We start from the raw sequence: 23,517 nt of genomic DNA, 5'->3' as shown, positions 1-23,517 counted from the left end.
CCCGATCGGTGCTCTGGTGGTGCCCTCTTTAGGAGTATGTCGGCTGAGCGCGCGTTATAAGAAATATTCGAGTAATGATAAACCCCGACGAACGCCTATTTCCGAAATAATCCGGTTTTTTTTCTCAAGACTTAAGGGGAGTTTATTCAGCTAAAGTCGTGTTCTCTGTGGTTTTCTCACCATCAAAGTCAGCAATACCAGTGCTTAAGGCATAGCAGGCCAGCCTGACAGACTTCGGAATTTCTACCGGTTTACCGTCACGATTGCCGTTTTCATAATACTGAATCATTCGTTTTTTTAAGCCGAGGCGTTCCGCTGCCTCTTTTTGCTTATAGCCCATCGACTTGCGCCAAGCCCGAAACTGAGATGGTTTCATGATACTAACCTAATGATTCCCAGACTGAAAATTCATTGTACAGACTGATGCATAATAATCTGCATTCGTACTATTGCATATAACAGAATGTAAAAAGCGCAAAAATTGCGCCATTTACCTTGATGAGGCGCAATTAGTGCGCTTATAATTGTGGCGTTTCAGGAAAACTCCCGTAAGCCTGTGTGATTTCTTTGCATAGAACTGAGGTGGCTTTCCATTCACGCGGCTCATCAAGGAGATAATCATGTTAAACGAACTCATCCTGTATCGGGCTAATCTGAAGGGCAAAAAGATGGATGTGCATCGTCATGCGACTTTCAGATTTCAAATCAGACGGATCGTCAATGGCCTGTTGAAGGGCTAAGCGCAAGTACGTGTTTGATGGTAAATTGAGTTTACCTGCTGAAGAGGGTGTCTTTCTTCTGGCTTGCACATGCTGAAGATGATTCAATTAATGAAATTGGGTGGCCAAAATTGTGCAATGCGCACAATCTGGCACTTTTGACCTAGTGAATCTTTGGGTAATCTTGCCTTTTAATGTGTCAGATTCCACATTATCCCCTCTGTACGCGACGGCAGTTCAAAGTTTTGCAGCGCGAAAAATGAACATCCTGTTTAAAAAATGTGCAGAGTGATCATTTGGTCAGCCAATTTTCGTTTTACTGAGAAAGAATAAAGTCAGAGCAGATCTAAAGAAGGAGAGTAGTTAGAAGTTATATTGCTCACTCTGGCTATCTCTTCGTCATGTTCACATATTATAGACAATATGTAATTGACGCTTCTATAGTATATTAGCTCGGATAACGCAGGAACATCTTTGGGTATTTGCCGGAAAATGTAGAATAAATCAGCGGACTTGCAAAAGTAGGTGCCGCTATTTTTTTATAATACTTATCTAGTATAACTACTTATGATGTTAATTCTCGGATGTCCTAGTGTATACGTTGCATTTACGAAGTAAAAAATGCGATGTCGGGCTATATTTTATCAGTTTCCTTGTGTAGATTATCAATTGTCCAATATGAATTATCATAGATTTCATTGAGGACTTTGAAAGTGGGGGTACTCATTCCTCACTGGGGATGCATTGAAGATTGTTCAAATGAACATCGAAAAGCTTCCGCAGTGTGAGTGGGTATCAAATGCTACTGCATAAGCTAGTACAGAAGTGGGGGAGTACAAAAGTTATTAGGGGAATTCATGGAGGCACCGGGTGGGGAGCTGAAATGATGAGCTTTTGTAACTCTTCTAAGGTTTAACATACAAACCACCGGGCAAATGGAAATGAACAGTATTCCTAGTAAGCTAGATGTCGCTGCGGATATCGCTGGACCTATTCGTGAGGACGATGGGGACGGTCAACTGCTCGCAATCTCTGAAATGTCAGAATTGTTTAGCGTCACTCTGCGTACACTACGATTTTATGAGGAGAAGGGGCTTCTTAACCCAGTACGTCGTGGAGCACGCCGCTTCTACAGAGGTCGTGATGTGAGCCGCATGCGGGTCATTTTGCAGGCCAAGAAGATCGGTCTGACGCTGGCAGAAGTTCGTCGTATTATCAAACTCGTTGAGGGTTCCAGCCCTCGTCCTGAGCAACTTAAAGAACTTCAGGAAATTTGTGGTGCGCAGGAGCAGCTGCTTCATGAGCAGGAGCAAGCGCTTCAAGAGCAGATTGCAGAAGTTCGCGGTGTGTCTCATGCACTGAGCAGCATGCTGGAAACAGAAGCAGCTTAATCGCTTCTGATAAGAGTTACGGAACCCGGCTCCCTTGGTGCCGGGTTTTTTGTTGCCTTGATGTTGCTGAGGCGGTGTTTCCTGTCACGATCTGCTTAGGGTTGGGCAAAAGAAAAGCGGGGCACTGGACCCCGCTTTTATTCATTCTGCCGTGCCGTTTTGATGAGCGAACGCGCTCTAAGCGGCTGCAGGTGTCTTATGGTTCTCAATCAGCTCTATGAAGCGAGAGAACAGGTAGTGGCTGTCTTGTGGGCCAGGAGACGCTTCCGGATGGTGCTGCACTGAGAAGACAGGTGCATCTTTTACACGCAGACCACAGTTGGTGCCGTCAAACAGGGAAACGTGTGTTTCTTCCACGTTGTCGGGCAGGCTGCCAGCGCTCACAGCAAAGCCATGGTTCATGCTGGTGATTTCAACCTTGTTGGTGGTGTAATCGTGAACCGGATGGTTTGCGCCGTGATGGCCCTGATGCATTTTTGTGGTGGTGCCACCAAGTGCAAGCGCGAGCATCTGGTGACCCAGACAGATACCGAAGACCGGCAGGCCAGAGTTCACGAGACTACGGATGGTTGGAACCGCGTATTCACCTGTTGCAGCTGGATCGCCAGGGCCGTTGGACAGGAATACTCCATCCGGCTTGAGGGCGAGGACGTCTTCAGCAGAAGTGGTTGCAGGCACCACAGTCACGCGGCATCCGGCATCTGCCAGAAGGCGGAGGATGTTACGCTTTACACCAAAGTCCAGAGCAACCACGTGATGGCTTGGTTTGTTCTGGGCGCCAAACCCGTCCTCCCAATCCCAGGTGGTTTCGTTCCAGTCGTAGGTTTTCTGAGTGCTCACGGTTTTTGCAAGGTCCATGCCTTCCAGATCCGGGAGGCCGGCTGCTTCTGCTTTCAGCGCTTCCACATCAAACTCACCATCAGCGTTATGAGCGATCACGGCGTTCTGCATGCCTTTTTCGCGGATGAGAGCTGTTAATGCGCGGGTGTCTACGCCGGTCAGTCCAACAATGCCTCGTGCCTTGAGCCATGCATCGAAGTGGTTGCCAGAGCGATAGTTTGAAGGGGTGGTGATGTCGGTGCGCAGAATCGCGCCTCGTACGCCAGACGTGCCTTCCATATCTACAGTTTCAACATCGTCTTCGTTCGCGCCCACATTGCCAACATGGGGGAACGTGAAGGTGATGATCTGTCCTGCATAGGAAGGATCTGTGAGAATCTCTTCATACCCGGTCATTGCCGTATTGAAGCAGACTTCGCCGGACGCTGTTCCAAGAGCTCCAACGCCTCGGCCTTCAATGACTGTACCGTCTGCGAGAACGAGGAGGGCGGTAGGTTTAGGTGCTGACCACGCGTCTTGAGCTTTCATCACTTGCTTTCTTGATACGGTTGATGACAGTATGCGTCCATCTGAAACGCACCGAAGGGACTTGACTTTGGCGCGTCACAGTCGCATCAAGGCCGGGACCATAGGAGAAGGGGTTCCTCTGGTCAATATCACTCGTGTAGAAATAATAGCGCTCGAGTTACAGGAAATCAGCCCAAATCAGATGGATGAGACGTATTATCCGGGATTTGGAGAGCCTCTTTTAAAGTTTCCGCGTCAGGGTTCCTTTAGTATGTTGCGAGACAAAATAGCGAATGCGCTGAAAGCCGCGCAAGAAGACACTAACAAAAGACGTGCCGCCACGTTGCGCCTCATCACCGCTGCCATTATGGACCGGGATATGGCTGCTCGTGAGCAAGGCCGTGATGGCTTAAGCGACGAAGAGCTGATGGACCTCCTGCACACCATGCTAGTCCAGCGTGAACAGGAAGCGGCGCATTGTGAAGCGAGCGGTAAGGTAGAGCTTGCTGTGCAAGAGCGTGAAGAAGCGGAAATGATCCGTGAATTCTTGCCTTCGCAGCTCAGCGAGTACGAAATGAAGCTTGTTTGTCAAACAGTTGTCGAGTGCGTTGAAGCGCGCGGACTGCGTGATATGGGCCGCTGCATGGCCGAGCTGAAAGAGCGTTATCCGGGCCAGATGGACTTTGCGAAAGCCAGTTGCATGGTGAAGCAGATGCTGCGAGCTCCGCAGTAAGCCAACGTTTTTGGAGCACTTACAGGCCGCCGCGTCATCATGATGCGGCTTTTCTTTTTTCCTGAAGCAATAAATTGAGTTAAGCCAGCGCAAATGGGGGTTTTGCTGGCTTCTTGGGGCCTTCACGGCTATATAATACCCAGCTCAGCTGCTTTCAGGCCACTACGACAAATTGGACCATTATGCGTTTCGATCAGCTCTTTCTTGATGACATTCGCAACCGCGTCTCGCTTACAGATGTGGTGGGGCGACGTGTAACCTGGGATCGGCGTAAATCGCAGCCCGGAAAGGGTGATTATTGGGCCTGTTGTCCCTTCCATTCAGAGAAGTCTCCCAGCTTTCATGTTGATGAGCGCCGCAACCGCTACAAGTGCTTTGGCTGTGGTGAAAGTGGAGATCATTTCAAGTTTTTGATGGAGACTGAGGGCCTCAGTTTCCCCGAAGCTGTGGAAGAACTGGCCGGTGTAGCCGGAATCGCCATGCCTGCGCCCGATCCTCAGGCGGCAAAACGAGCTGCAAAGCGCAATTCTCTGACCGATGTTTGTGAGATGGCGGCACGCTATTTTCGGCATGTGTTCCAGTCTGCTGACGGGCGCGCTGCGCAAGAGTATGTGCAGCGGCGCGGTTTGAGTGCCGAGACACTGAATGAGTTTCAGTTTGGTTTTGCGCCTCCAGGACGTGACAATCTGAAGAAGGCTTTGATGGCGAAAGACGTCACTGAAGCTGAGCTGATTGAAGTGGGGTTGCTCATTAAACCCGAGGACGGGCGTCCGTCCTATGACCGGTTTCGCAATCGTCTGATGATCCCGATCCATGATGATCGGGGCAGGGCGGTTGCTTTTGGTGGCCGAACCATGGACCCGGACGGCCAGCCGAAATATCTGAACTCACCGGAAACACCTGTCTTTCACAAAGGGACGATGCTGTTTAATGCACATCGCGCGCGCCAGCCTGCTTATGAGAGCGGACAAGCGATCGTGGTGGAAGGGTATATGGATGCCATTGCTCTCTGGCAGGTTGGCATCAAAGCGACGGTCGCGAGTTTGGGTACTGCGTTTACCGAAGACCAGATTATGCGGCTTTGGAAGTTTGCTGATGAGCCCGTGGTTTGCTTTGACGGTGACGTCGCCGGTATCTCTGCTGCCCACCGAGCGGTTGATCGTATTCTTCCAGTTCTGACCAGCGGTAAGTCTTTCCAGTTTGCGTTTTTGCCTGACGGGCAGGATCCGGATGATGTGATTAATGCTGGTGGCACTGCTGCCATGTATGGAGAGATTGAGAAAGCTCTGCCACTTTCAGAAGTGGTTTGGCGCCGTGAGAGTGAGCAAGCACGGATTGATACGCCTGAGCGCAAGGCTGCGCTGGAAAAGGCCGTTGAAGATCTGGTTGGGACCATCAAAGATGAGCGCGTTCAGAAGCGTTATCGGATGGACTTGCGCCTCAAACTCTCCAACTTGTTTTACGAGGAGAGCCGTCGGAACCGTAGCAAAAGCGGTGGTAGTGGTCGTCGTGATGGGGGGTGGCGCGGCCAACAAGCTGGCAAGGGCGGTAACGAAGAAAATCGCTTCAGAAGCGCTGAAAACAACATGGGGGCGCCTAACACGCCTGCTTACGGGATTGAGCGAATTGTTATTGGTATGTCCGTTGTATACCTTGATTTGCTTGAGAAGCATTTCGAGCGAATTTCTCTACTGAGCTATAACAATGATGATCATGTGAAGTTTATGGAGAGTTTTCTTCGCGTTGTTTCTCCTGAACTGGGAGATGAAACTGTCGTCCGTATGTATGATAGTCTTGGAGAGCACTTTTACCAGATTTTGGGGGAAGCCAAAGGCTTCATTGAGCGATTTGAGCCGCAGTCGAAGACAAATAAATTAATCAGCTGGGATGCTTTGGGGAACCGTGCTCAAATCCTAAAAGAAAATCCGCCCGAGGACTTCGTGGAGATGCTGTTCCTGAATTATGCTGATATGCTTGAGTTGCGCATGTTGGAGCAGGAACTTGAGCATGAAACGCGGGCCATGGAGCAGGATCTGACCGAAGAAAGCTGGGGCCGGTTTCAGGCGCTTACGCAGGATTTGGCTCGTCGCCGTGAGGATTGTCTGCGTGATGAGCAGGAGTTGGCGGAGCGTGCAGCCAAAATGCGCTCCTCAAAAGGGTCTGTTCTGGCTTGATCTGAGAGGAGGGATTGCGGATCTGTTTATCTGCTTCCACCATAGGATCTGGTGATCGCAACTTGAGGTAGAATTGTGATGGAAGAACTCTTGTTTTTCAAAGTTATCCAGAAAAACAGGCAATGAACTGTCCAAAATCCCCCAGAATCAGATTGACCATGCCGAATCGCCCTTGCGAATCACAAAAGGCGGGCTACATACACTAAGTCAGACAGCCGATACGAGCGCCCGTAGACCTTAGATGTCTTTAAAGCGGCGATATCATAATCGGATAATCAGCGCTGTCGATGCCTGGAATGTGCCGGATACGGCCTAAAACGGTAGGGATGCCGGTGAGCAGTCCTGCCCGAATGAGTTTTGGGTTTTCAATTCCGTGAAAACATTTTGATACCAGGGTTAAGTCAGGTTTAAGGGACTTTGCGTTAAACCCCAAAGTCAAATGTGATTCAAATACCGCCTGTGTGGTCCAAACACGGGGGTGATTGATTGCGTAACGCGATAGTTCGCTGGAGCACGACCAGCGACTTTGGAGCAGAATATGGCGACGAAGGCGACACAAGCTGAAGATACGCAGGAACCGGCAGGCGCAGAGGGACAAGATGGTCCGCTCTTGGATTTGTCGGTCGCCGCCGTCAAGAAAATGATCAAGTCCGCGAAAAAACGCGGATACATCACTTATGACGAACTGAATGAAGTTCTTCCACCTGATCAGGTGAGCTCTGAGCAGATTGAAGACACCATGTCGCTTCTTTCTGAAATGGGCATCAACGTTGTTGAGGCGGAAGATGCAGAAGAAGGTAAAGAAGAAGAGGAAGCTCCACCCGCTGTAGACGGCGGTGAGTTGGTTGTTGCTTCTTCTACTGCTGTTACCAAAACCACGACTGCCAAAGAACCTACAGACCGTACCGATGATCCGGTGCGTATGTACCTGCGCGAGATGGGCTCTGTTGAGCTGTTGTCCCGCGAAGGCGAAATTGCCATTGCAAAGCGTATTGAGGCTGGCCGTGAGGCTATGATCTCAGGTCTTTGTGAAAGCCCACTGACCTTCCAGGCGATTATCATCTGGGGTGAGGAGCTGGCTGAAGGCAAGGTTCTGCTGCGTGACATTATTGATCTGGATGCAACATATTCCGGACCTGATGACAAGAACGGTCCATCTGATGATGACCTTTCTGAGCAGGAAAACGCTGGCGAGGGTGAAGTTCCTGAGGCCGTGCGCCTTAAGGAAAAAGAAGAAGCCCGCAAGCGCAAGGAAGAAGAAGCCCGCAAGCCTAACGGTGCTGCGGCTCCTGCCGCTGCTGCACCAGGTGATGCCGCTTCGGGTGCGCCGGGTGAAGCACCTGCAGAAGGTGGTGAAACCACTGATGACGATGACGACGAGTACGAGGCAAACGTTTCTCTTTCCGTGATGGAAGCAGAACTGAAGCCTATGGTCGTTGAGATCTTTGACAAGATCACAGAGGACTACAAGAAGCTGCGCAAGCTTCAGGACCAGCTGGTTGAAAACAAGCTGGCTAACAAAACTCTGTCTCCGTCTCAGGAGCGTCGTTACAAGAAGCTCAAAGAAGACATTATTGTTGAAGTGAAGAGCCTGCACCTCAATAACAACCGTATTGAAACACTGGTTCAGCAGCTTTACTCCATCAACAAAATGCTGATGGGTTATGAAGGTCGCTTGCTGCGTCTTGCAGACAGCAACGGCGTGAACCGCGCTGACTTCATCAAGCACTATCAGGGTTCTGAGCTAGATCCGAACTGGATCCGCAAAGTTGCAAACCTTTCTGGCCGTGGCTGGAAGAAGTTTGTGACTAATGATGGCGACATGATCCGCGAATTGCGCGGCGAGATTCAGACGCTTGCGACTGAGACTGGCCTTGAGATCACCGAATTCCGTACTCTGGTTTCCATGGTGCAGAAGGGTGAGCGCGAAGCGCGTATCGCGAAGAAGGAAATGGTGGAAGCGAACCTTCGTCTCGTTATCTCCATTGCCAAGAAATACACCAACCGTGGCCTGCAGTTCCTGGATCTTATTCAGGAAGGTAACATTGGCCTCATGAAGGCGGTCGACAAGTTCGAATACCGCCGTGGTTACAAGTTCTCCACCTATGCGACCTGGTGGATTCGTCAGGCGATCACCCGATCCATCGCGGATCAGGCACGCACCATCCGTATTCCGGTGCACATGATCGAGACGATCAACAAGATCGTTCGTACCTCTCGTCAGATGCTTCACGAGATTGGCCGTGAGCCAACCCCGGAAGAGCTCTCTGAAAAGCTGCAGATGCCGCTTGAGAAGGTCCGTAAGGTGCTGAAGATCGCTAAGGAGCCTATCTCCCTTGAAACACCGATTGGTGACGAGGAAGACAGCCATCTTGGTGACTTCATTGAGGATAAAAACGCCATCCTGCCGATTGATGCGGCTATTCAGGCGAACCTTCGTGAGACCACGACCCGCGTTCTGGCATCGCTGACACCTCGTGAAGAGCGTGTCCTGCGTATGCGCTTCGGCATCGGCATGAACACCGACCACACTCTGGAAGAGGTTGGTCAGCAGTTCTCCGTTACCCGTGAGCGTATTCGTCAGATTGAAGCGAAAGCCCTGCGTAAGCTGAAGCACCCAAGCCGCTCCCGCAAACTGCGGAGCTTCCTGGACAGCTAAGCTGCTACGGATATGCGAGAATTAAGAAAGCCGGTCTCTGTGTGGAGACCGGCTTTTTTGTTGGGTTGAGACTTTCTGGCTGGAGAGCGGACGGGTTTTTCTGCATTAATTGAAGGTTATGCAGCTACCGTTTTCTCTTTCCTATTTTCTGTCACCATCTTTTGTATCGACAGAATATGCGCTGTCAGGAAGAGGGGGACGAAGAAGGCGGGGACGAGGACGAGGGGGTAGTTGTCTATGATGTTGGGAGCATCTGTGGAGAGCAGGTGGAAGTAGCCGTTTGAGGTGAGGACACCTGTGCCGATTGCGGCCACGAAATCCAACAGGCCGAGAATGTGAACACGGATCATGAGAGTGCGGGCGTTGGCGGCGTTGCTGCGGGCTGCTTTGTAAGCAAACACGGCCAGAATGCCTGTTGCGATATCTCCAAGGCCCGCTGGCATGGCAAATTCCCATGGCACTGGCCCCATTGCCCACCCCACTAGAAACACAAAGCCGATCACACGCAGGATTTGAACTCCCATGAAGATGCTTTGGTCTGTGGCTTCCAGAATCTTGCGTCCTGCCGCCGTGAAGTTTGCCAGGGCCCATACGGTGAGGGAGCCGCCCAGAAGCAGAAGGATTAACCGTGGAACCTGTGGGGCTTCGGTGGGCAGCGTGAACAGATCTGCCTTGGCAAGCAAGACGGCAGCTGCAAACCACACCCCAAGCAATGTGATGAAGACGCCGACGGCCCAACTTTGAGCGGGAGGTGATAGCTGGGCGTGGTTGGCTCTGTTTGCGACGATAGCAACCAGTGTAGTCGGGAATATAACAGCGAAGGCTAAAACAATGAATTCCAGAATGATTGAAGTCATGGGAGTTCTCCTGAATAACTTCAATATTGGTAGTGACTTCAAATATAGGAGTCAATTCCATTTTTGAATTTACTATGCTACCTCTGCTTATATGACTGAGTTTGACCCTTCTCTTCTGCCGCCTGAACTTGCTGGAATTGACCGCGATAACTGCCCCATCATGCGCTCGCTTGGCGTGCTGGGCGATCCGTGGAGTCTCTTTATATTACGAGAGTTTTTTCTGGATGGGCCGCGTAAGTTCAAAGACCTTGAAACGAGTTTGAAGGTCAGTCCTAACACGCTCTCAACTCGCCTGAAAAAGCTGGAGGAACACGGTGTCCTCAAAAAGCGCTTCTACTCTTCCCACCCTCCACGTGCCGACTACGTCCTGACCGAAAAAGGCCAAGCCGTCGGCCCCATCCTGCTGGAACTGCTGAAATGGGGTGAGACGTTTGCGTGAGGTGAGAGGCTTTCGGGAGTGCATCAATTGTGAGCGATTGATGTAAGTTGGTGTTCCGGTGTTTCTGAGAGGATTGTTCTATCGTTTTTGATGGAGCAGGATATGGAACCGGAAGATATGCGGCGTGAGCTGGATGGGTTGAGGGCTTCGATTGGGCGGAAGCCGAGCAGGGGATGGGTGATTGCGACTTCGATTATCACGACACTGCTGGTTCTTGTGGTGATTGCCGTGATTATGATGTTTGCGATGATGAACCGCATGCATGGTGTTGGTTGGCGTGGGCATGGACCTGACAGGTATTTTGATCAGCCTCTGCGACGAGCACCTCCGCCGCCACCGGGTCAACCGCTTCCACGCTGACTTACTTTCCTGCGTGTTCTGATCCGAAAATCGGCACTCACTTTGGTAAGGTGCGCTTTAAGCACCGGCCAGTGCCTGCACCTGTGGCGGATCGCGTCCTGGGTTGTCTCCACATTTGCGGCACATGTTTGTCATCCCTTCAATGTGACTAGGCCATTCTTGGCATCTTGAACGCCAATAGCGCTGCAATGCTTGCGATGCCCGCCATGATGAGGAACAGGACCGGGCCGGACTGCGCTGCATTTTCCAGTGTAATCAAGTCTTCTGCACCTGGAACGGAGAAGCCGGAGAGGCCAGCCAGAAGGCCTGCCAGCGCTGCGCCAATGGCCATGCCTGCGGATTGCAGAGGCCCGATGAAACCGGAGGCTCTGTCACGCTCGTCGTCCGTTTCTGCGTAAATGATTGCCTTTTTCAAAAACTGACTGCTCATGCCAAAGCCTGCTCCGTTAAAGACGGAGGAAAGCAGGAATATCCATAGGGACATCGTGTAGAGTGAAACAACTGTGAGAAGTGTGCCAGCGATGATGTTTAAGGTTCCCAGACGGATCAGATAGGTTTGTGCGTGTGGTGTTTGCACGCGGGCGACGATCCATGCGGCGGCTGTCCATGTGAAGGCTGTGATGGCCATAGCATAGGATGCTTGAGTGACGGAAAGTCCCCACAGCACCTGCCCCATGGCAGCGCCATAAACAACACGGGCGGCGCTGGCGATGGACAGCAGCAGCGTGACCCACATGCCAAGGCCCAGAATGCCGGTGAACTTGAACGCACTGCGTGGAATGAACGGACTGGTGCTTTTCTTATCCCATTTCACGGCAAGGAACAGCAGGGTTAAACCAACGACCAAAGCCCCGGTGATGTGAGGAAGGCTGCGCAGTTCGCCCACATACGCAATGAGCAAGACCGCCACAGCCAGAAGCCCGAGGCGGGGGAACATGCTCATCTTATCCGAGGATTGTGTCGTTGTGGCTTTGTCTCTGGTGGTGGACGGGATGACGGTGATTGCCAGCAAGAGCAGCATCAAACACAGAGGCAGGTTGGCGTAAAACACTGCACGCCATGACCAGCTTTCTGTCAGGACACCTGCGGTGAGGGGGCCGATGCCTGCCGAGACAGCCCAAACTCCTGAAAGTAAAGCGAAGACCGAGGAGACGGCGTTTTCCGGATAAAGATCTGAAATCAACGTGTAGCAGAGAGAGACAATCATGCCTTCGCCCAGGCCCTGCAGCATTCTGCCAAGCAGCAGGTGTTCCAGCGAATTTGCAGCGCCGCCAACGAATGAGCCTGCCAGAAACGACAGGGCCGCCGCGATAAAGAGAGGGCGTGCGCCAATGCGTGCTTTCAACGAGCCTGTGACCGTGCCTGCCAGAATGGAGCCGATCTGAAACAAGCTGAGGACCCAGAAGGCGCGTTGCTGGCCACCAAGATCGCGGATGATATCTGGCATGATGGCGGAGGAGAGGAAGTTGTTCATGCTTGCCGACCCAACACCCAAAATCATGATGAGAGACGCAAGCCAGCGACCATCCATGGTCAGCTTTTTGAAGGGCGATAATGGGATTGTTTGTGCCGGGCTGGATATGGTCATGAGTATCGCCTATTTGAAAATATATCACTTATTTAATTTGAGGTGTTTAATAAGTAAAGTCTTTTCTTATTGAATTGTGGTGTACTAATCATCCTCAATGAATCGATTTTGCAAAAATTGGCCCAACATAAATTGGCGGATTGTTCCTTTTGTTTCGCAGGCTTAGCTTTCTTACAGCACGAGGAGGTCCTTTTTTCGGCAGATGTGAAGGCAACTTGAATAGCTTGGTTTTATGCGGGCACTTGGCGGTCGCCTACGTGAAGCCTGGCGCGGTTTTGAGCTGTTGAAACGATGAAAAATGCTGCGTGCTTTGTGAGGTGTTCTGAATCGAGGCGACTTCAGAATATGCATAAATAATGAATGTCTGGGGGAGACTATCAGACCCCAATACAGGAGTGCTAGTGGGAGCGTGCATGTTGCCGGACTATGATGGTTGTCGGCATTAAAAAAGAAAACCCCGCTTGGGGCGGGGTTTTGAGAGGTTGCATTGGAGGCTTGTGTTACTGCACAAGTTCGTAGGTTATTGTAACTGATGACGAGAGGGTCTCCTGACCTGCTGCAATTGGCGGGGCACTGTCCATTTTTGCAGCTCTCATGCCCATCATTTCTGGGTAAGGGCGCGGGTTGTACCCGGCTTCGGAAATGCTGAGAATTTTGCCGAGGCTAACACCGGCAGCTTTCGCGTAGGTTTCCGCCTTGGTGCGGGCGTCTTTCACGGCGCTTTCGCGGGCTTCATCAATATATTTTTCAGGATTGGATACGCCGAACTGGATCTGGCCAACATCGTTGGAGCCGTTTTGCACCAGCATGTCCAGCGTGGTGCCCAGTTTGGTGATGTCCTGCAGACTGATGCGGATGCCGTTCTGCACACGGTAGCCAACAATCTCAGGAGCTTTTGGCTCATTGTTTTTGAGGCGGCGGTTGTCGTAGATCGGTGAAATGTCAAAACCGGTGGTCTGGATGTTCTTTTTTTCGATGCCTGCGTCTTCAACATCCTGCAGGATGGCGCGCATGGTGACGGAGTTTTGCTGAAGGGCGGACTTTGCATCATCACCCTGTGTGATTACGCGAGAGACCAGCGTCGCCATATCAGGCGCCACGTTGACCGATCCCTGGCCGGAGATTGTGATCTTGCCTGTTTGTTCAGCAGCCTTGGCATTGACACCGCTGGATACAACAAGGGCGGCGGCAACAAGACCAGCAACTGCCAGCGCGCTTATACTTGGAAGACGCAATTTCTTCTGTTCGCTCTGCATTAAATTCTCCAGTTTCAAATTTGTTGAGGCTGATGCCTGATCCGTGCTGCGGACTATCATTCTTGATCAGCCGAATATCGAGAAATGCAATTAGAAGTTACAATTGCGGCGGCTCTCAGGCGTGATCATGTCAATTCACGGGTTTGATTTTGATGATCCAGGTTTATCGGATCGCCAACATTGCCATCCCCCGACAACAGGATTGCAATGGGACGCGAAGATGGGAACTGGGCGCAAATGATGATGGCAAGCACGACAAGTGGCACGCACAGCACCATTCCAATAACGCCCCATAATGCCCCCCAAAAGCTCAATGAGATCATAATGACGAGGGGTGAAATGTTAAGTTGTGTGCCCATCAGACGTGGTTCCACCAGATTGCCGAGAATGAACTGAACTGCTCCCAGCCCAAGAGTAATCGCGATAAATGGTGTGAGGGTGTCGAAATAGACCAGTGATAACAGGCTTGGGAAGATGACGGCAATCAGAGAGCCGATGGTTGGAATGTAGTTGAGCAGGAAGGCGATGAACCCGAAAAGGGCCGCGTAGGGCAGGCCTGCCCATGACGTGATGCCGTAGGTGAGGAAACCGGTGATGATGCTGACACCGGTTTTGATGCCCATGTAGTGACGCATGCGGCGACCAATCTCTCCGCGGATGGCGAACGCAAGCTGTACGCGGTCGGAATCTTCAAAGAGGGCGGCGAGCTTTTTGTCAAAGGTTGCCGCCTCGAAAATCATGAAGAGCACGTAGATGAAGACCAGTGAGCTGGATCCGGCCAGACTGGTGAGAACGGATGCTCCGGTGCTGAGGGCTGCGCTTAGCGAGAAGTTGGGCAGGATGTCTGAAAGTTGGAGCGGCTTTTCCATATTCAGTTGGTTGGCAAGCTTGAGCAGCAGCTCATCCAGCCGTCCCTGATAGGTCGGTGCATCGAACGCCAGCTGTTGCAGGTTGACTGAGACGATGTTGAACAGGATGCCGACGACATAAAAGATCGCGAACAGGGCCAGCAAAATGGTGAGCGGGCGCGGCAGATACGGTCCAACCACAGGCAAATGTCGCAGGGCAGAGGACATGGAGTTGATAATGTACCAAAGCACCAATGCGATAATCAGGGGTATAATGAGGGAGCGCCCTATGAAGAGTAGCCAGCCAATAATGACAAGAAGGAACAAAGAGGCGGTGAACTTAATGAGAGGCTGGCGCATCATGCACTCCAAGGGGTCAGGCTGCCGGAAGCTGTTAGTTTTCACATAGTCTCTTAAAATCAGGTATTTATAAAGCTTTGTGATGAATGCTCTGTTGATCTGCCGGGGAAAAGGCGCATCCCCAAGTTTCAACAGGATCTGCCTTGTTCACTGCTATAAACAATTTACTCACCCGTGGTTGTTGGTGTAGAACCTGTCTTCGGTAAGGGCCTGTAGCTCAACTGGTTAGAGCCGTCCGCTCATAACGGACTGGTTGGGGGTTCAAGTCCCTCCGGGCCTACCACCTTTCCTATCTTGTTCATTTCCCTTTTAGAACAGCTGCCTTGATGTAATTTGCATTCAAGTTATGCATTTATGCTATCTGCATGATGTAATCGTGTGGGCTCTATTAGAATTGATATTTATACCAATATGAATTTATAGGTGATATATTCTATCAGGCATCTACTAGGTGAAATTAGTTTAAAGTAATCACTTGGTTCTTACCTTGTTAAAAGAAACTAATACCTCGATATGTCGAGAGATGACACAATAGTATTCCCCTAATATACCAAAGCTACATCGATACAACTGACACTTTCTTTCTCAGAAATTTATCGTGAAGTCCTCGTTAGATTAGGGGTTGCTATGAGACTAAATTCTGCTCTCGGGCTTATGCTGGGGTGTGTCCTCAGTGTTGGCTCCTCTCACGCACAACAACTTGTTTATCAGCCGACTAATCCGAGCTTTGGCGGATATGCGGCTAATACTACCCACCTTTTTGCAACGGCGAATGCCCAGAAAACTGCAACTGTCGGAGGAAGCAACAAGTATGGTTCCGGGTCTGGTAGCGGTGCTGATGGTTCTGGCAGTAGCCTGGCTGATTTGTTTGTACGCCAGCTGCAGAACCGATTGATTTATGCTCTGGCGGATCAGGTATCCCAGGCGATTTTTGGTGATGATCCGAAAGACAGCGGCACTGTGAGCTTTGGCGACCAGAAGGTTTCGTTTGTTCGCGGCACAGATTCCATTCAGCTGCAGATTATTGATGAAAGCACGGGTGCCATTACCGATATCACGGTTCCTGTCCTGCAGGACGGTACTCCCATAAATTAATGCCAGGTTATTGATATGATGAAGAAATCCATTGTTGTTGCCATGGCGTTGTCGTTGTCTGCCTGCGGGCCGGTAACACGCATGGCATTTAGTCCCGGACCTCAGCTTGCAACGATTTCGGTGCAAGCCAGCAAGCTGAAAAAGCTGCCCGCTCCGAAGGAACCGATTTACGCTGCTGTCTACAGTTATCAGGATCTGACAGGCCAGTATAAGCCGTCTGACAAAGTTCAGACACTGTCACGATCTGTGACACAGGGTGCTGACACTATGCTGGTTCGTGCGCTTCAGGATGCCGGGGATCGCAAATGGTTCCGTGTGGTTGAAAGGGGCAATCTTGATGCTTTGCTGAAAGAACGCCAGATCGTTACGCAGATCCGCAAAATCTATCTGGGTGAAGACAAAGTTGATCCGAAGGTCCTGCCACCACTGCTTTATGCGGGAGTTCTTTTTGAGGGTGGCGTTGTCGGGTATGATAGCAACACCCGAACAGGCGGATTAGGGGCTCGTTATCTGGGCATTGGCGGAAATGCGGATTACCGGCAGGATGACGTGACGGTTTCGCTGCGTGCTGTCAGCACACGAACCGGTGAAGTCATGGCCAACGTGATGGTTCAGAAATCCGTTGTCTCTGTCGGGTTGAAAGGTGGCGCGTTCCGCTACATCGCTTTAGATGAAATTTTAGAAGCCGAAGCTGGCATCACCAAGAATGAGCCTGTCACCCTTGCTGTGCAGCAGGCTATTGAGAAGGCGGTTTACTCCATTGTTATGGAAGGGGCGCGTGTTGGAGCCTGGAGTTTTGAGAACCCGGCTCAAGCCAATGCTTTGTATCAGGAATACACATCTGAGAAGGCACAGGTCACCCAGCGTGTAAAGGTTAAAAAGGCTCGCCCCCCATCGAATATGGGTCCTTACAGAGGCAGTGTTCCACTGGCACGGTCAAACCTGTGGGCGAATAAGAAATCTTAGGATGTTGCAAAATGTTCAGCAGTTCTAGAACAACATCCATCTTTTTCCTCTTGATCCAAAATTTCTCTAAGCCATTGAAAATAAGTGACTATGAGAATTGGTGGCAAGAGATCTCGGTTACCGTAAAAACGGTAATAGAGGGTGTGCGACCTCGCAAAAACTCACACACCCTCATGTCGCAACGGAGCAAATGTGATTGGTTACAATCTCCTTTGCTCACCCGAACTATTATAGGTGAAGGTTCGTAATTATGAAGCAAATTCTTATTTTGTCATGTTCAGCTTTGGCATTTTCAGTTGCTGCTGCACATGCGGGAGATGGTAATGCATCTTCCCTGAGCCAGGTAAATCTTGCTGGTGCAGGCAACACGGGTACAATCACCCAGATTGGCGACAGCAACGATGCGATTGTAGTGCAGACCAACACTGCAGGTGGTGGTAATAACGCAACTGTGCTGCAAACTGGCAGCAACAACATTGCTGGTAGCAATCGTAGCCCAAGCGGTAAGTACGACGGGCAGATGGTGCAGGATGGCGCTAGCAATACTCTTTCCATCAACCAAGATAACAATCAGATGGTAAGAAATGTTAGTCAGTCTGGTGACCAGAACACTGCAAGTATCTTGCAGCGTGCAAATGGCTCTCCTTCTGATCGTACTCCTGATCATCGTGTCTGGCGTGTAAATCAGACCGGTCAGGCCGGTGCTGTTGCCTTACAGAACAGCCTGACAATTGACCAGCGTGGTGACACCAACGTTGTTGCTAAGGTTAGGCAGGAAAATACCTCTGTAACTGGTGGTGTAAACACTGCTTCAATTCGTCAGCGTGGGGACTTTAACGGCGCTAATATTGATGATGTTCCACCAGATCCAACAGGAACAGGTACTCCTGTTGTTGAAGGTCCATCCCATGGTGCGAAGCTGATTCAGGTTGGTTCTGCCAACGACACATCAGCTCTTCAGAATGGCTCGCGCAACAACTTCTGGCTTGAGTCCAGAGGTGTCGGCAATATGGTTGATCTGGTTCAGGATGCTGGTTCAAATCAGTCCTACACCAAATCTGTCATTGAAGGTGACATGAATGATGCTGGATACCGCCAGACTGGTGACATGCAGGATATTGATGTCAGTCTAAACGGCAGTAACTTTATGATCCGTGCGCGTCAGGCTGGAGACTCTAACACAGTCGACTACGTGGGTGCTGGTACCAACGGCAAAGTTTCCATTCAGCAGTCTGGTGCTGGCAATGCCTTCTCCGGTTATTCATGGGGCGATCGGCAGTATATTGCTGTGAAGCAGTCTGGTGATAACAACGGCGTTTTCATTGATGGCTTGAATGGTCCTAATCTCAACAAGTTCTATGTGTTGCAGACAACAAGCGACAACGGCGTAACGGTTGGGGTTGTTGATGGTAGCTACAACCGCCTGCAGTTCATTCAAAAAGGTGGTGATGGCAACAACATCGATTTTGAAGACGTTAATGGTGATCAGAACAAGATCTTCCTCACCCAGAACGGTACAGGCAATATGATCACCGGTAATGTTGGTAATCGGACTGATGCCTCTACCAGCAATGATAACCACATTCAGGTCGGGCAGATCGGTGATTACAACGAAGCCGGCGTCTCTGTGATGGGAAGCCACAACAGAGCAATGGTTGGCCAGAAGGGTGACTTCAACATTGCTAGTGTTAGCCAGACCGGTGACAGCAACTCTGCAACTATTAACCAGGGTGCTGCCAGTGTGGGAGTTCCAGCTATCGTGACTGACAGTTCTGTTCCGTTCAATACTTTGATGGGCTCGAACTGGTAAGTCTTCTTTCCCCGGCCTACGGGCCGGGGTCTTTTCAGTTTTAGTGACTGAATGCAGAAAAAAAAGAAAATGCTGTGATGTGATGGGAGTGGAGTATTCCACTCCCGGAGCATTGCAATGTTGTTTAAGCGTGTCGGTTTTTTCGTTTTTGGCAGTGTTGTTTGTGGTGCGCTTTCTGGCGTCTCTGCCCAGGAAATGGCGGTTATTCCGCAAGTTGATGCCTCTGGGTATCAGCAGGATGCTTCAACCGCTCAATTACTGGAAAATAAGAGCGCTAAGGTGTTTACGGGCAACATTCCTCAAGTGACTGAAGTTGGTGGGAACACCATCAGCCTTCGGGGGCTGGAAGAGAGTTACGCCACTTTGATCGTTCCTGTGATGCCAGAAACAGTCAGCGGCGTTCCGAACTCTCCGGTTGCCGGGCAGGGGCTCATTATCGGGACCGGTAATACGGTGCTTTATGAGGCTGAGGGAACAGGGAATGGCTTTGGATTTATCCAGTATGGATATGGCAATGCGCTCTCAGGCAGAGCTTATGGGCACGACAACAATGCGCTGGTTGGGCAGTTCGGGAACAATAACCGGGCGCTCTTCAATCAATTTGGAGATGGAAACTCTCTGAGTATCATGCAGGGGCAATAGCCTTCAGTGGGCTCCTCGCTCCGAATTTTCGGGTGATGGATATGTTTAGGAAATTAGCGGGTTTAATTCTGGCATCTGTTTTGATGCCATCTGCGGCTTTTGCAGGTGATGGGAATACAGCTCTCATCCGGCAGGTGGGGGACAATCACGAAGTTCAGGTTTCTCAAAGTGCGAGTGGCAGTGATGTGACTGTCTTGCAAGGGGGAGACACCTTAACCGCAGGCTTGGGTCAACAAGCTTTGCGCGGGACATGGTTTGTCGGCAAGCTGTTGGGTGCCTCAAAAAATACACTGGATACGGCAGATAATGTTGCTGCGCTTGCCGTGCGCAACAGCTTTCTTGCTCCTTCTGCCGCTGGTGTTGGGAATGAAGCAACCGTTGTGATTTCAGGTGATAATTCAACGGGCAATCTGTTCCAGACGGGTGACGGTAATCAGGGCTCGGTAGAAGTATCCGGCAGCAGTTCCAAGGGCACGTTATGGCAACATGGCAATAACAACGAAGCCGGGCTTGCTGTGACGAGCAATGGGACCAATGTGCTTTACACGCAGCGTGGGAACGGGCTTAAAACTTCAGATGTTGCTGCTGGCAACACGCTTACCGTCTATGCGCCAGGTAATACTGTGATGGTGCATCAGCAGTAGGCTGGGCCATGCTTTAGCAGAGGCGAGCTTCAGGTGTTCAGGGCGTTCTCACGCTCTGCCATTGCCAGGGCACCGCGCAGGGCGTCGTTCTTGGCGGGTACGATGAACTGTTTCAGGTCTGGAGGCAGAAATGAGTCGTAGGCGTGGCTCAAACCGCCGAGCAAAGCGATGGGGAGTTTGCCATCATCGCTTAAAAGCCGGAGGGCGGAGGCCACATAGGTGGTGCCTTCCTCGACAATGTCGAGGGCAAGGCGGCTTTGTTGCTTGGCATAGACGAGAATGATGGGCATGAACTCGCCAAAGTCTTTTGGCTTTGCGGTGCGGGCAAACTCGGAAAGCTTACGCGGATCGTCGTTAAACTGGCGCAAAATGTGTTCCGTTAGCGGACACAGGCTGCGCAGGCCATCAGGGCAGCGATGCCAAACTTCCAGTGCGCGTTCGCCCATTTTGGCACCGCTGCCCTGATCTCCGCAATGAAAGCCCCAGCCGCCGAGGTAATAGTGCTTTTCGCCTTTGCGGGCCATGAAGTTGGACCCTGTGCCAAGGATGCCGATGACACCGTCGTCAGAATCATGAGCGCCCTCCAATGCGATTAAGCTGTCGGAGACGACCTGAACGGCGGCGAACGGCAGGTTTTCGGCAAGGCCAATGGGGTCGTTGTGGGCGTTGGCGCCTGCCAGCCCCAGCACTGCGAATGTCTGTTGTAAGGCCTCTTCGGTCAGCCCTGCGTCCTTGCAGGCCTCTTTGGCGGCATGGAGAATGGAGCTGAGGCTCTGGGTTGGGTCGCTGTAGATGTTGGCTGATCCGGCTTTGCCGCGTCCCAGCAGACGTCCATCTGCCGTTGCGATTGCAGCACGACAACTGGAGCCACCGCCATCAACACCCAGAATGTAATCCATGAAGCTTGCCTCTGTTTGTTCCAATCCCACTGCTGTGTATGGCAGCAGGTGTTTAATGCATGGTTGAGACTTGTCAGTTTTAGCGGGCGGTGGTTTGAGGGGGAGTGTTTGATGGTGGTTGGAATAGGATGTGTCGGCTGACCAGTTTATTGACGAGCAAGCGGTTTACCCGGTGTTGTTCCTCGAAGACCATAAGCGCGCTGAGTTTTTTGGGTTGTAGCGCGCTTATGGTGTGATGGCTTGCTGGCTGAGAGCTGAGCCCCTTGCCGTGAGGTGTGCCTGTCTTACTTCGTGTTCACCCTTGCAGAGAGTTCGGCGGCGGTTTCTTTGCGTTCGGAGTAGCGGTCGGTCAGGTAGTCGGAGTGGCCGCGGGTGAGGTGGGTGAATTTCATGAGTTCTTCCATCACGTCCACCACGCGGTCGTAGAGAGAGGACGGCTTCATGCGGTCGGTCTCGTCGAACTCCAGAAACGCTTTGGGGATGGAGGACTGGTTTGGAATGGTGACCATGCGCATCCAGCGGCCTAGCACGCGCATCTGGTTGACGGCGTTGAAGCTTTGGGAGCCGCCGCTGACCTGCATCAGAGCGAGTGTTTTGCCCTGAGTTGGGCGGACTGCACCGACGGAGAGGGGCACCCAGTCAATCATAGTTTTCATGATGCCGGTCATGGAGCCGTGGCGCTCTGGTGAGCACCAGACCTGACCTTCGGACCACATCATCAGCTCACGCAGTTCCTGCACCTTGGGGTGATCCGGCTCTGCATCATCAGCCAGTGGCAGGCCGCTTGGGTTGAAGATGCGGGTTTGCGCGCCGAGCTGTTCCAGTATGCGCTGGGCTTCCAGCACTGCGAGGCGGGAGAAGGAGCGTTTGCGCAGGGAGCCGTAGAGCAGCAGGATGCGCGGGGCATGGTCTGGTGCGTCGTCTTTGCGTAGAGCACTGGTGTTGATGGGGTGGAAGCTGTCGGCCTCCACCTTTGGCAGATCAGAAGACATCTCAGACACGGCTTAACCCTTTGCCGGAATGACGACTTCGCCGTCTTCCTTGGTGAATGCGCCTATCTGTTCCTCATCCAGAATTTCCAGCAGGACTTCGGAGGGGCGGCAGAGGCGGGTGCCTTTGGCGGTGGTGACGAATGGGCGGTTCATGAGGATCGGGTGTTGCTCGATGAAGTCGATGAGCTGCGCGTCGGTCCACTTTTCATCATCAAGGCCGAGTTCCTCGTAGGGCGTGCCTTTTTTGCGCAGGATTTCGCGCACGGTGAGGCCGCTGTCTTTGATCAGCTTTTCCAGCGTTGCGCGGGAGGGCGGGGTTTTGAGGTACTCGATGACCTCTGGTTCCATGCCTGCCTGCTTGAGCATGGCGAGGGTGTTGCGGGAGGTGCCGCATTTTGGGTTGTGGTAGATGATCGGGTTCATTTGGTCTCTCCGATGGGGTCGGTCAACGACAAGGAAACGGGTTGAAATCCAGACACAGGGTGGGATCGCCGCTGCAGCAATCCTGGGTCAGGAAACGAAGCAGGCCGCGCATGGTGTGTGGGGCAATGGCATAGCGCACCACACGGCCTTCTCGCTGGGCGGTGAGAAGCCCGGCGTGTTCAAGCGTAGCGAGGTGAAAGGACATGCGTGTGGGGGCGATGGAGAGATCTTTGGCGATCTGTCCAGAGGGCAGGCCCTTGGGCATTGCTGTCAGGATGAGACGGAAGGCAGCGAGCCTGTCTTTGTGAGCCAGAGCGCTCAGCGCTGCGACGGCTTCGTCTTCCTTTAGATTTGCGGAGGTGTTGCACTCAGAATTCTCTGTCATGCAATAATACTACAAATATCCTTGTAGTATTGCAAGGTGAGTCTTCTGAAGGAAAAAAGAGAGGGAGGCTTTTGTTGTCTTTGAGGAGTGCCTCCCTCCAATGTGCCAATGCCAACCTGTCAGGCATTGGGTGGTGCAGATGGGGTGTGCGTTGTGTTTAGCCGAACGGTACAAGGTGGAAGAGAATGACCTCAGCCCCATTGCCGTTGCTCAGTTCCAGCGTGCCGCGGCCTTCTGCTTCAATGGCATCGCCATCACTCAGCGTTTGGCCACCGATCTGCACTTCGCCGCGGGCCACGTGCACGTAGACTGCGCGCTCGTCTGCCAGCTCAAAGCTGATGGTGTCAGCGCCATCCAGCTTACCGGAGTAGACATCGGCGGCGGCTTCTGTGCGGATGGACCCGTCACGGCCATCTTGAGAGAGGAACAGTTGTAGTTTGCCGCTGCGGGCTTCCTCGCTCAGGTCCAACATCTCATAGCGCGGTGTGGTGTTCTTGCGGTCCGGGATCAGCCAGATCTGGAGCAGGTGCGTTTCGTCCGTGCTGGACGGGTTGAACTCGGAGTGCTGCACACCGGTGCCGGTGCTCATGAACTGGATGCCACCTTTGTGCACGGTGCTGCCGTTGCCCATGGTGTCTTTGTGTTCCAGTGCGCCTTCCAGCATGTAGGAGAAGATTTCGAAGTTCTCATGGGGATGCATGGGGAAGCCGCCATCGGGGCCGACCCAGTCATCGTTGATGACCCGCAGATTGTGGAAGTTCATGTTATTGCGGTCAAAATAGCTGGCGAAGCTGAAGGAGTGGGCGGATTTCAACCAACCTGCATCGGCATGGCCGCGCTGGTGGGAAGGGCGAACTCTCAGTTTCAAATCGGATGCTGTAACAGACATGGGGCTCTCCTGATTTCTTAATATTTACAGTGGTGTCGTCA

General features: G+C 51.8%; 22 protein-coding genes and 1 tRNA gene. 12 read left to right on the top strand and 11 right to left on the bottom strand.

From position 1 onward, the window contains the following. Nucleotides 1-142: 142 nt before the first annotated feature. Entirely contained in the window at nucleotides 143-376 is a 234-nt protein-coding gene (locus PsAD5_RS23955; RefSeq protein WP_057461122.1) for a helix-turn-helix domain-containing protein, read from the bottom strand. Nucleotides 377-1,660: 1,284 nt separating this feature from the next. Between PsAD5_RS23955 and PsAD5_RS23950 the strand changes: the two genes are divergently transcribed. Then, nucleotides 1,661-2,110 (top strand): MerR family transcriptional regulator, encoded by a 450-nt coding sequence (locus PsAD5_RS23950; protein ID WP_208860172.1) that lies wholly within the window; start codon nucleotides 1,661-1,663, stop codon nucleotides 2,108-2,110. Between the two features lie 177 nt (nucleotides 2,111-2,287). Here PsAD5_RS23950 and carA read toward each other — a convergent pair whose 3' ends face one another. Continuing rightward, nucleotides 2,288-3,478: a glutamine-hydrolyzing carbamoyl-phosphate synthase small subunit gene (gene carA, locus PsAD5_RS23945; protein ID WP_063293950.1), complete on the bottom strand. Its 1,191-nt coding sequence runs from the start codon at nucleotides 3,476-3,478 to the stop codon at nucleotides 2,288-2,290. A gap of 67 nt (nucleotides 3,479-3,545) precedes the next feature. On the opposite strand from carA, the gene PsAD5_RS23940 reads away from it, so the two are divergent. From PsAD5_RS23940 to rpoD, 3 genes are all read left to right on the top strand, one after another. Then, nucleotides 3,546-4,190, top strand: a complete 645-nt coding sequence (locus PsAD5_RS23940; protein WP_306418668.1) for a GatB/YqeY domain-containing protein — start codon at nucleotides 3,546-3,548, stop codon at nucleotides 4,188-4,190. Nucleotides 4,191-4,372: 182 nt separating this feature from the next. After that, nucleotides 4,373-6,364, top strand: a complete 1,992-nt coding sequence (gene dnaG, locus PsAD5_RS23935; RefSeq protein WP_063293949.1) for a DNA primase — start codon at nucleotides 4,373-4,375, stop codon at nucleotides 6,362-6,364. 538 nt (nucleotides 6,365-6,902) lie between these two features. Continuing rightward, nucleotides 6,903-9,023, top strand: a complete 2,121-nt coding sequence (gene rpoD / locus PsAD5_RS23930) for an RNA polymerase sigma factor RpoD (RefSeq protein WP_063293948.1) — start codon at nucleotides 6,903-6,905, stop codon at nucleotides 9,021-9,023. A 116-nt stretch (nucleotides 9,024-9,139) separates the two neighbouring features. Here rpoD and PsAD5_RS23925 read toward each other — a convergent pair whose 3' ends face one another. Then, the gene (locus PsAD5_RS23925; protein WP_063293947.1) at nucleotides 9,140-9,880 is read right to left on the bottom strand and encodes a hypothetical protein; all 741 of its coding nucleotides are present in this window, start codon (nucleotides 9,878-9,880) and stop codon (nucleotides 9,140-9,142) included. A gap of 91 nt (nucleotides 9,881-9,971) precedes the next feature. Between PsAD5_RS23925 and PsAD5_RS23920 the strand changes: the two genes are divergently transcribed. Together PsAD5_RS23920 and PsAD5_RS23915 are read left to right on the top strand one after the other, a co-directional pair. Next, complete coding sequence (locus PsAD5_RS23920) at nucleotides 9,972-10,319, top strand: winged helix-turn-helix transcriptional regulator (RefSeq protein ID WP_063293946.1); 348 nt, start codon at nucleotides 9,972-9,974, stop codon at nucleotides 10,317-10,319. 102 nt (nucleotides 10,320-10,421) lie between these two features. Then, nucleotides 10,422-10,679: a hypothetical protein gene (locus PsAD5_RS23915; protein ID WP_057461158.1), complete on the top strand. Its 258-nt coding sequence runs from the start codon at nucleotides 10,422-10,424 to the stop codon at nucleotides 10,677-10,679. Between the two features lie 148 nt (nucleotides 10,680-10,827). Here the strand turns inward: PsAD5_RS23915 and PsAD5_RS23910 are convergent, their stop codons facing one another. The 3 genes from PsAD5_RS23910 to PsAD5_RS23900 all read right to left on the bottom strand — a co-directional run bounded on the left by PsAD5_RS23910 (nucleotide 10,828) and on the right by PsAD5_RS23900 (nucleotide 14,731). Beyond that, nucleotides 10,828-12,267, bottom strand: a complete 1,440-nt coding sequence (locus PsAD5_RS23910; RefSeq protein ID WP_208988792.1) for an MFS transporter — start codon at nucleotides 12,265-12,267, stop codon at nucleotides 10,828-10,830. Nucleotides 12,268-12,767: 500 nt separating this feature from the next. Beyond that, nucleotides 12,768-13,523 carry an SIMPL domain-containing protein gene (locus PsAD5_RS23905; RefSeq protein ID WP_063289991.1) on the bottom strand — a complete coding sequence of 252 codons (756 nt, stop codon included), beginning with the start codon at nucleotides 13,521-13,523 and terminating at the stop codon, nucleotides 12,768-12,770. A 125-nt stretch (nucleotides 13,524-13,648) separates the two neighbouring features. Then, the gene (locus PsAD5_RS23900; protein WP_057461156.1) at nucleotides 13,649-14,731 is read right to left on the bottom strand and encodes an AI-2E family transporter; all 1,083 of its coding nucleotides are present in this window, start codon (nucleotides 14,729-14,731) and stop codon (nucleotides 13,649-13,651) included. Between the two features lie 206 nt (nucleotides 14,732-14,937). Here PsAD5_RS23900 and PsAD5_RS23895 point away from each other — a divergent pair. The 6 genes from PsAD5_RS23895 to PsAD5_RS23870 all read left to right on the top strand — a co-directional run bounded on the left by PsAD5_RS23895 (nucleotide 14,938) and on the right by PsAD5_RS23870 (nucleotide 19,888). Beyond that, nucleotides 14,938-15,014: transfer RNA gene (locus tag PsAD5_RS23895), tRNA-Ile, on the top strand. Nucleotides 15,015-15,358: 344 nt separating this feature from the next. Next, nucleotides 15,359-15,826 carry a curli assembly protein CsgF gene (locus tag PsAD5_RS23890; RefSeq protein ID WP_208860170.1) on the top strand — a complete coding sequence of 156 codons (468 nt, stop codon included), beginning with the start codon at nucleotides 15,359-15,361 and terminating at the stop codon, nucleotides 15,824-15,826. A 15-nt stretch (nucleotides 15,827-15,841) separates the two neighbouring features. Further along, nucleotides 15,842-16,792 (top strand): CsgG/HfaB family protein, encoded by a 951-nt coding sequence (locus PsAD5_RS23885; protein WP_057465680.1) that lies wholly within the window; start codon nucleotides 15,842-15,844, stop codon nucleotides 16,790-16,792. Between the two features lie 250 nt (nucleotides 16,793-17,042). Further along, on the top strand, nucleotides 17,043-18,602 hold the full coding sequence (locus tag PsAD5_RS23880; RefSeq protein ID WP_063293944.1) for a curlin: 1,560 nt from the start codon (nucleotides 17,043-17,045) through the stop codon (nucleotides 18,600-18,602). Nucleotides 18,603-18,719: 117 nt separating this feature from the next. Next, a complete protein-coding gene (locus tag PsAD5_RS23875) occupies nucleotides 18,720-19,244 on the top strand; it encodes a curlin repeat-containing protein (RefSeq protein ID WP_063293943.1) in 525 nt (174 codons plus the stop codon). A gap of 41 nt (nucleotides 19,245-19,285) precedes the next feature. Continuing rightward, complete coding sequence (locus PsAD5_RS23870; RefSeq protein ID WP_063294096.1) at nucleotides 19,286-19,888, top strand: curlin; 603 nt, start codon at nucleotides 19,286-19,288, stop codon at nucleotides 19,886-19,888. Nucleotides 19,889-19,917: 29 nt separating this feature from the next. On the opposite strand, the gene PsAD5_RS23865 is transcribed toward PsAD5_RS23870, so the two are convergent. The 5 genes from PsAD5_RS23865 to PsAD5_RS23845 form a co-directional block, all read right to left on the bottom strand. Beyond that, nucleotides 19,918-20,787 carry a BadF/BadG/BcrA/BcrD ATPase family protein gene (locus PsAD5_RS23865; RefSeq protein WP_063293942.1) on the bottom strand — a complete coding sequence of 290 codons (870 nt, stop codon included), beginning with the start codon at nucleotides 20,785-20,787 and terminating at the stop codon, nucleotides 19,918-19,920. Between the two features lie 284 nt (nucleotides 20,788-21,071). Continuing rightward, a complete protein-coding gene (gene arsH / locus PsAD5_RS23860) occupies nucleotides 21,072-21,779 on the bottom strand; it encodes an arsenical resistance protein ArsH (RefSeq protein ID WP_063293941.1) in 708 nt (235 codons plus the stop codon). A 12-nt stretch (nucleotides 21,780-21,791) separates the two neighbouring features. Then, entirely contained in the window at nucleotides 21,792-22,202 is a 411-nt protein-coding gene (arsC, locus tag PsAD5_RS23855) for an arsenate reductase (glutaredoxin) (protein ID WP_063293940.1), read from the bottom strand. Between the two features lie 22 nt (nucleotides 22,203-22,224). Next, nucleotides 22,225-22,587, bottom strand: a complete 363-nt coding sequence (locus PsAD5_RS23850; protein ID WP_063293939.1) for an ArsR/SmtB family transcription factor — start codon at nucleotides 22,585-22,587, stop codon at nucleotides 22,225-22,227. A 157-nt stretch (nucleotides 22,588-22,744) separates the two neighbouring features. Next, entirely contained in the window at nucleotides 22,745-23,476 is a 732-nt protein-coding gene (locus PsAD5_RS23845; RefSeq protein ID WP_063293938.1) for a pirin family protein, read from the bottom strand. Nucleotides 23,477-23,517: the final 41 nt, after the last annotated feature.

The sequence above is a fragment of the Pseudovibrio sp. Ad5 genome, assembly GCF_001623095.1.
In the GTDB taxonomy this organism is placed as follows: domain Bacteria; phylum Pseudomonadota; class Alphaproteobacteria; order Rhizobiales; family Stappiaceae; genus Pseudovibrio.
This window is presented reverse-complemented; position numbering and strand designations above follow the sequence as displayed.

Bases quoted from the DNA above. Each gene is read 5' to 3' on its own strand.
- rpoD (WP_063293948.1), top strand. From the start codon at position 6,903: ATGGCGACGAAGGCGACACAAGCTGAAGATACGCAGGAACCGGCAGGC.
- PsAD5_RS23875 (WP_063293943.1), top strand. From the start codon at position 18,720: ATGTTGTTTAAGCGTGTCGGTTTTTTCGTTTTTGGCAGTGTTGTTTGT.
- PsAD5_RS23885 (WP_057465680.1), top strand. From the start codon at position 15,842: ATGATGAAGAAATCCATTGTTGTTGCCATGGCGTTGTCGTTGTCTGCC.
- PsAD5_RS23920 (WP_063293946.1), top strand. From the start codon at position 9,972: ATGACTGAGTTTGACCCTTCTCTTCTGCCGCCTGAACTTGCTGGAATT.
- arsC (WP_063293940.1), bottom strand. From the start codon at position 22,202: ATGAACCCGATCATCTACCACAACCCAAAATGCGGCACCTCCCGCAAC.
- PsAD5_RS23915 (WP_057461158.1), top strand. From the start codon at position 10,422: ATGGAACCGGAAGATATGCGGCGTGAGCTGGATGGGTTGAGGGCTTCG.
- PsAD5_RS23925 (WP_063293947.1), bottom strand. From the start codon at position 9,880: ATGACTTCAATCATTCTGGAATTCATTGTTTTAGCCTTCGCTGTTATA.
- PsAD5_RS23845 (WP_063293938.1), bottom strand. From the start codon at position 23,476: ATGTCTGTTACAGCATCCGATTTGAAACTGAGAGTTCGCCCTTCCCAC.
- PsAD5_RS23890 (WP_208860170.1), top strand. From the start codon at position 15,359: ATGAGACTAAATTCTGCTCTCGGGCTTATGCTGGGGTGTGTCCTCAGT.
- dnaG (WP_063293949.1), top strand. From the start codon at position 4,373: ATGCGTTTCGATCAGCTCTTTCTTGATGACATTCGCAACCGCGTCTCG.
- PsAD5_RS23870 (WP_063294096.1), top strand. From the start codon at position 19,286: ATGTTTAGGAAATTAGCGGGTTTAATTCTGGCATCTGTTTTGATGCCA.
- PsAD5_RS23905 (WP_063289991.1), bottom strand. From the start codon at position 13,523: ATGCAGAGCGAACAGAAGAAATTGCGTCTTCCAAGTATAAGCGCGCTG.
- carA (WP_063293950.1), bottom strand. From the start codon at position 3,478: ATGAAAGCTCAAGACGCGTGGTCAGCACCTAAACCTACCGCCCTCCTC.
- PsAD5_RS23910 (WP_208988792.1), bottom strand. From the start codon at position 12,267: ATGACCATATCCAGCCCGGCACAAACAATCCCATTATCGCCCTTCAAA.
- arsH (WP_063293941.1), bottom strand. From the start codon at position 21,779: ATGTCTTCTGATCTGCCAAAGGTGGAGGCCGACAGCTTCCACCCCATC.
- PsAD5_RS23955 (WP_057461122.1), bottom strand. From the start codon at position 376: ATGAAACCATCTCAGTTTCGGGCTTGGCGCAAGTCGATGGGCTATAAG.
- PsAD5_RS23865 (WP_063293942.1), bottom strand. From the start codon at position 20,787: ATGGATTACATTCTGGGTGTTGATGGCGGTGGCTCCAGTTGTCGTGCT.
- PsAD5_RS23950 (WP_208860172.1), top strand. From the start codon at position 1,661: ATGAACAGTATTCCTAGTAAGCTAGATGTCGCTGCGGATATCGCTGGA.
- PsAD5_RS23880 (WP_063293944.1), top strand. From the start codon at position 17,043: ATGAAGCAAATTCTTATTTTGTCATGTTCAGCTTTGGCATTTTCAGTT.
- PsAD5_RS23850 (WP_063293939.1), bottom strand. From the start codon at position 22,587: ATGACAGAGAATTCTGAGTGCAACACCTCCGCAAATCTAAAGGAAGAC.
- PsAD5_RS23900 (WP_057461156.1), bottom strand. From the start codon at position 14,731: ATGCGCCAGCCTCTCATTAAGTTCACCGCCTCTTTGTTCCTTCTTGTC.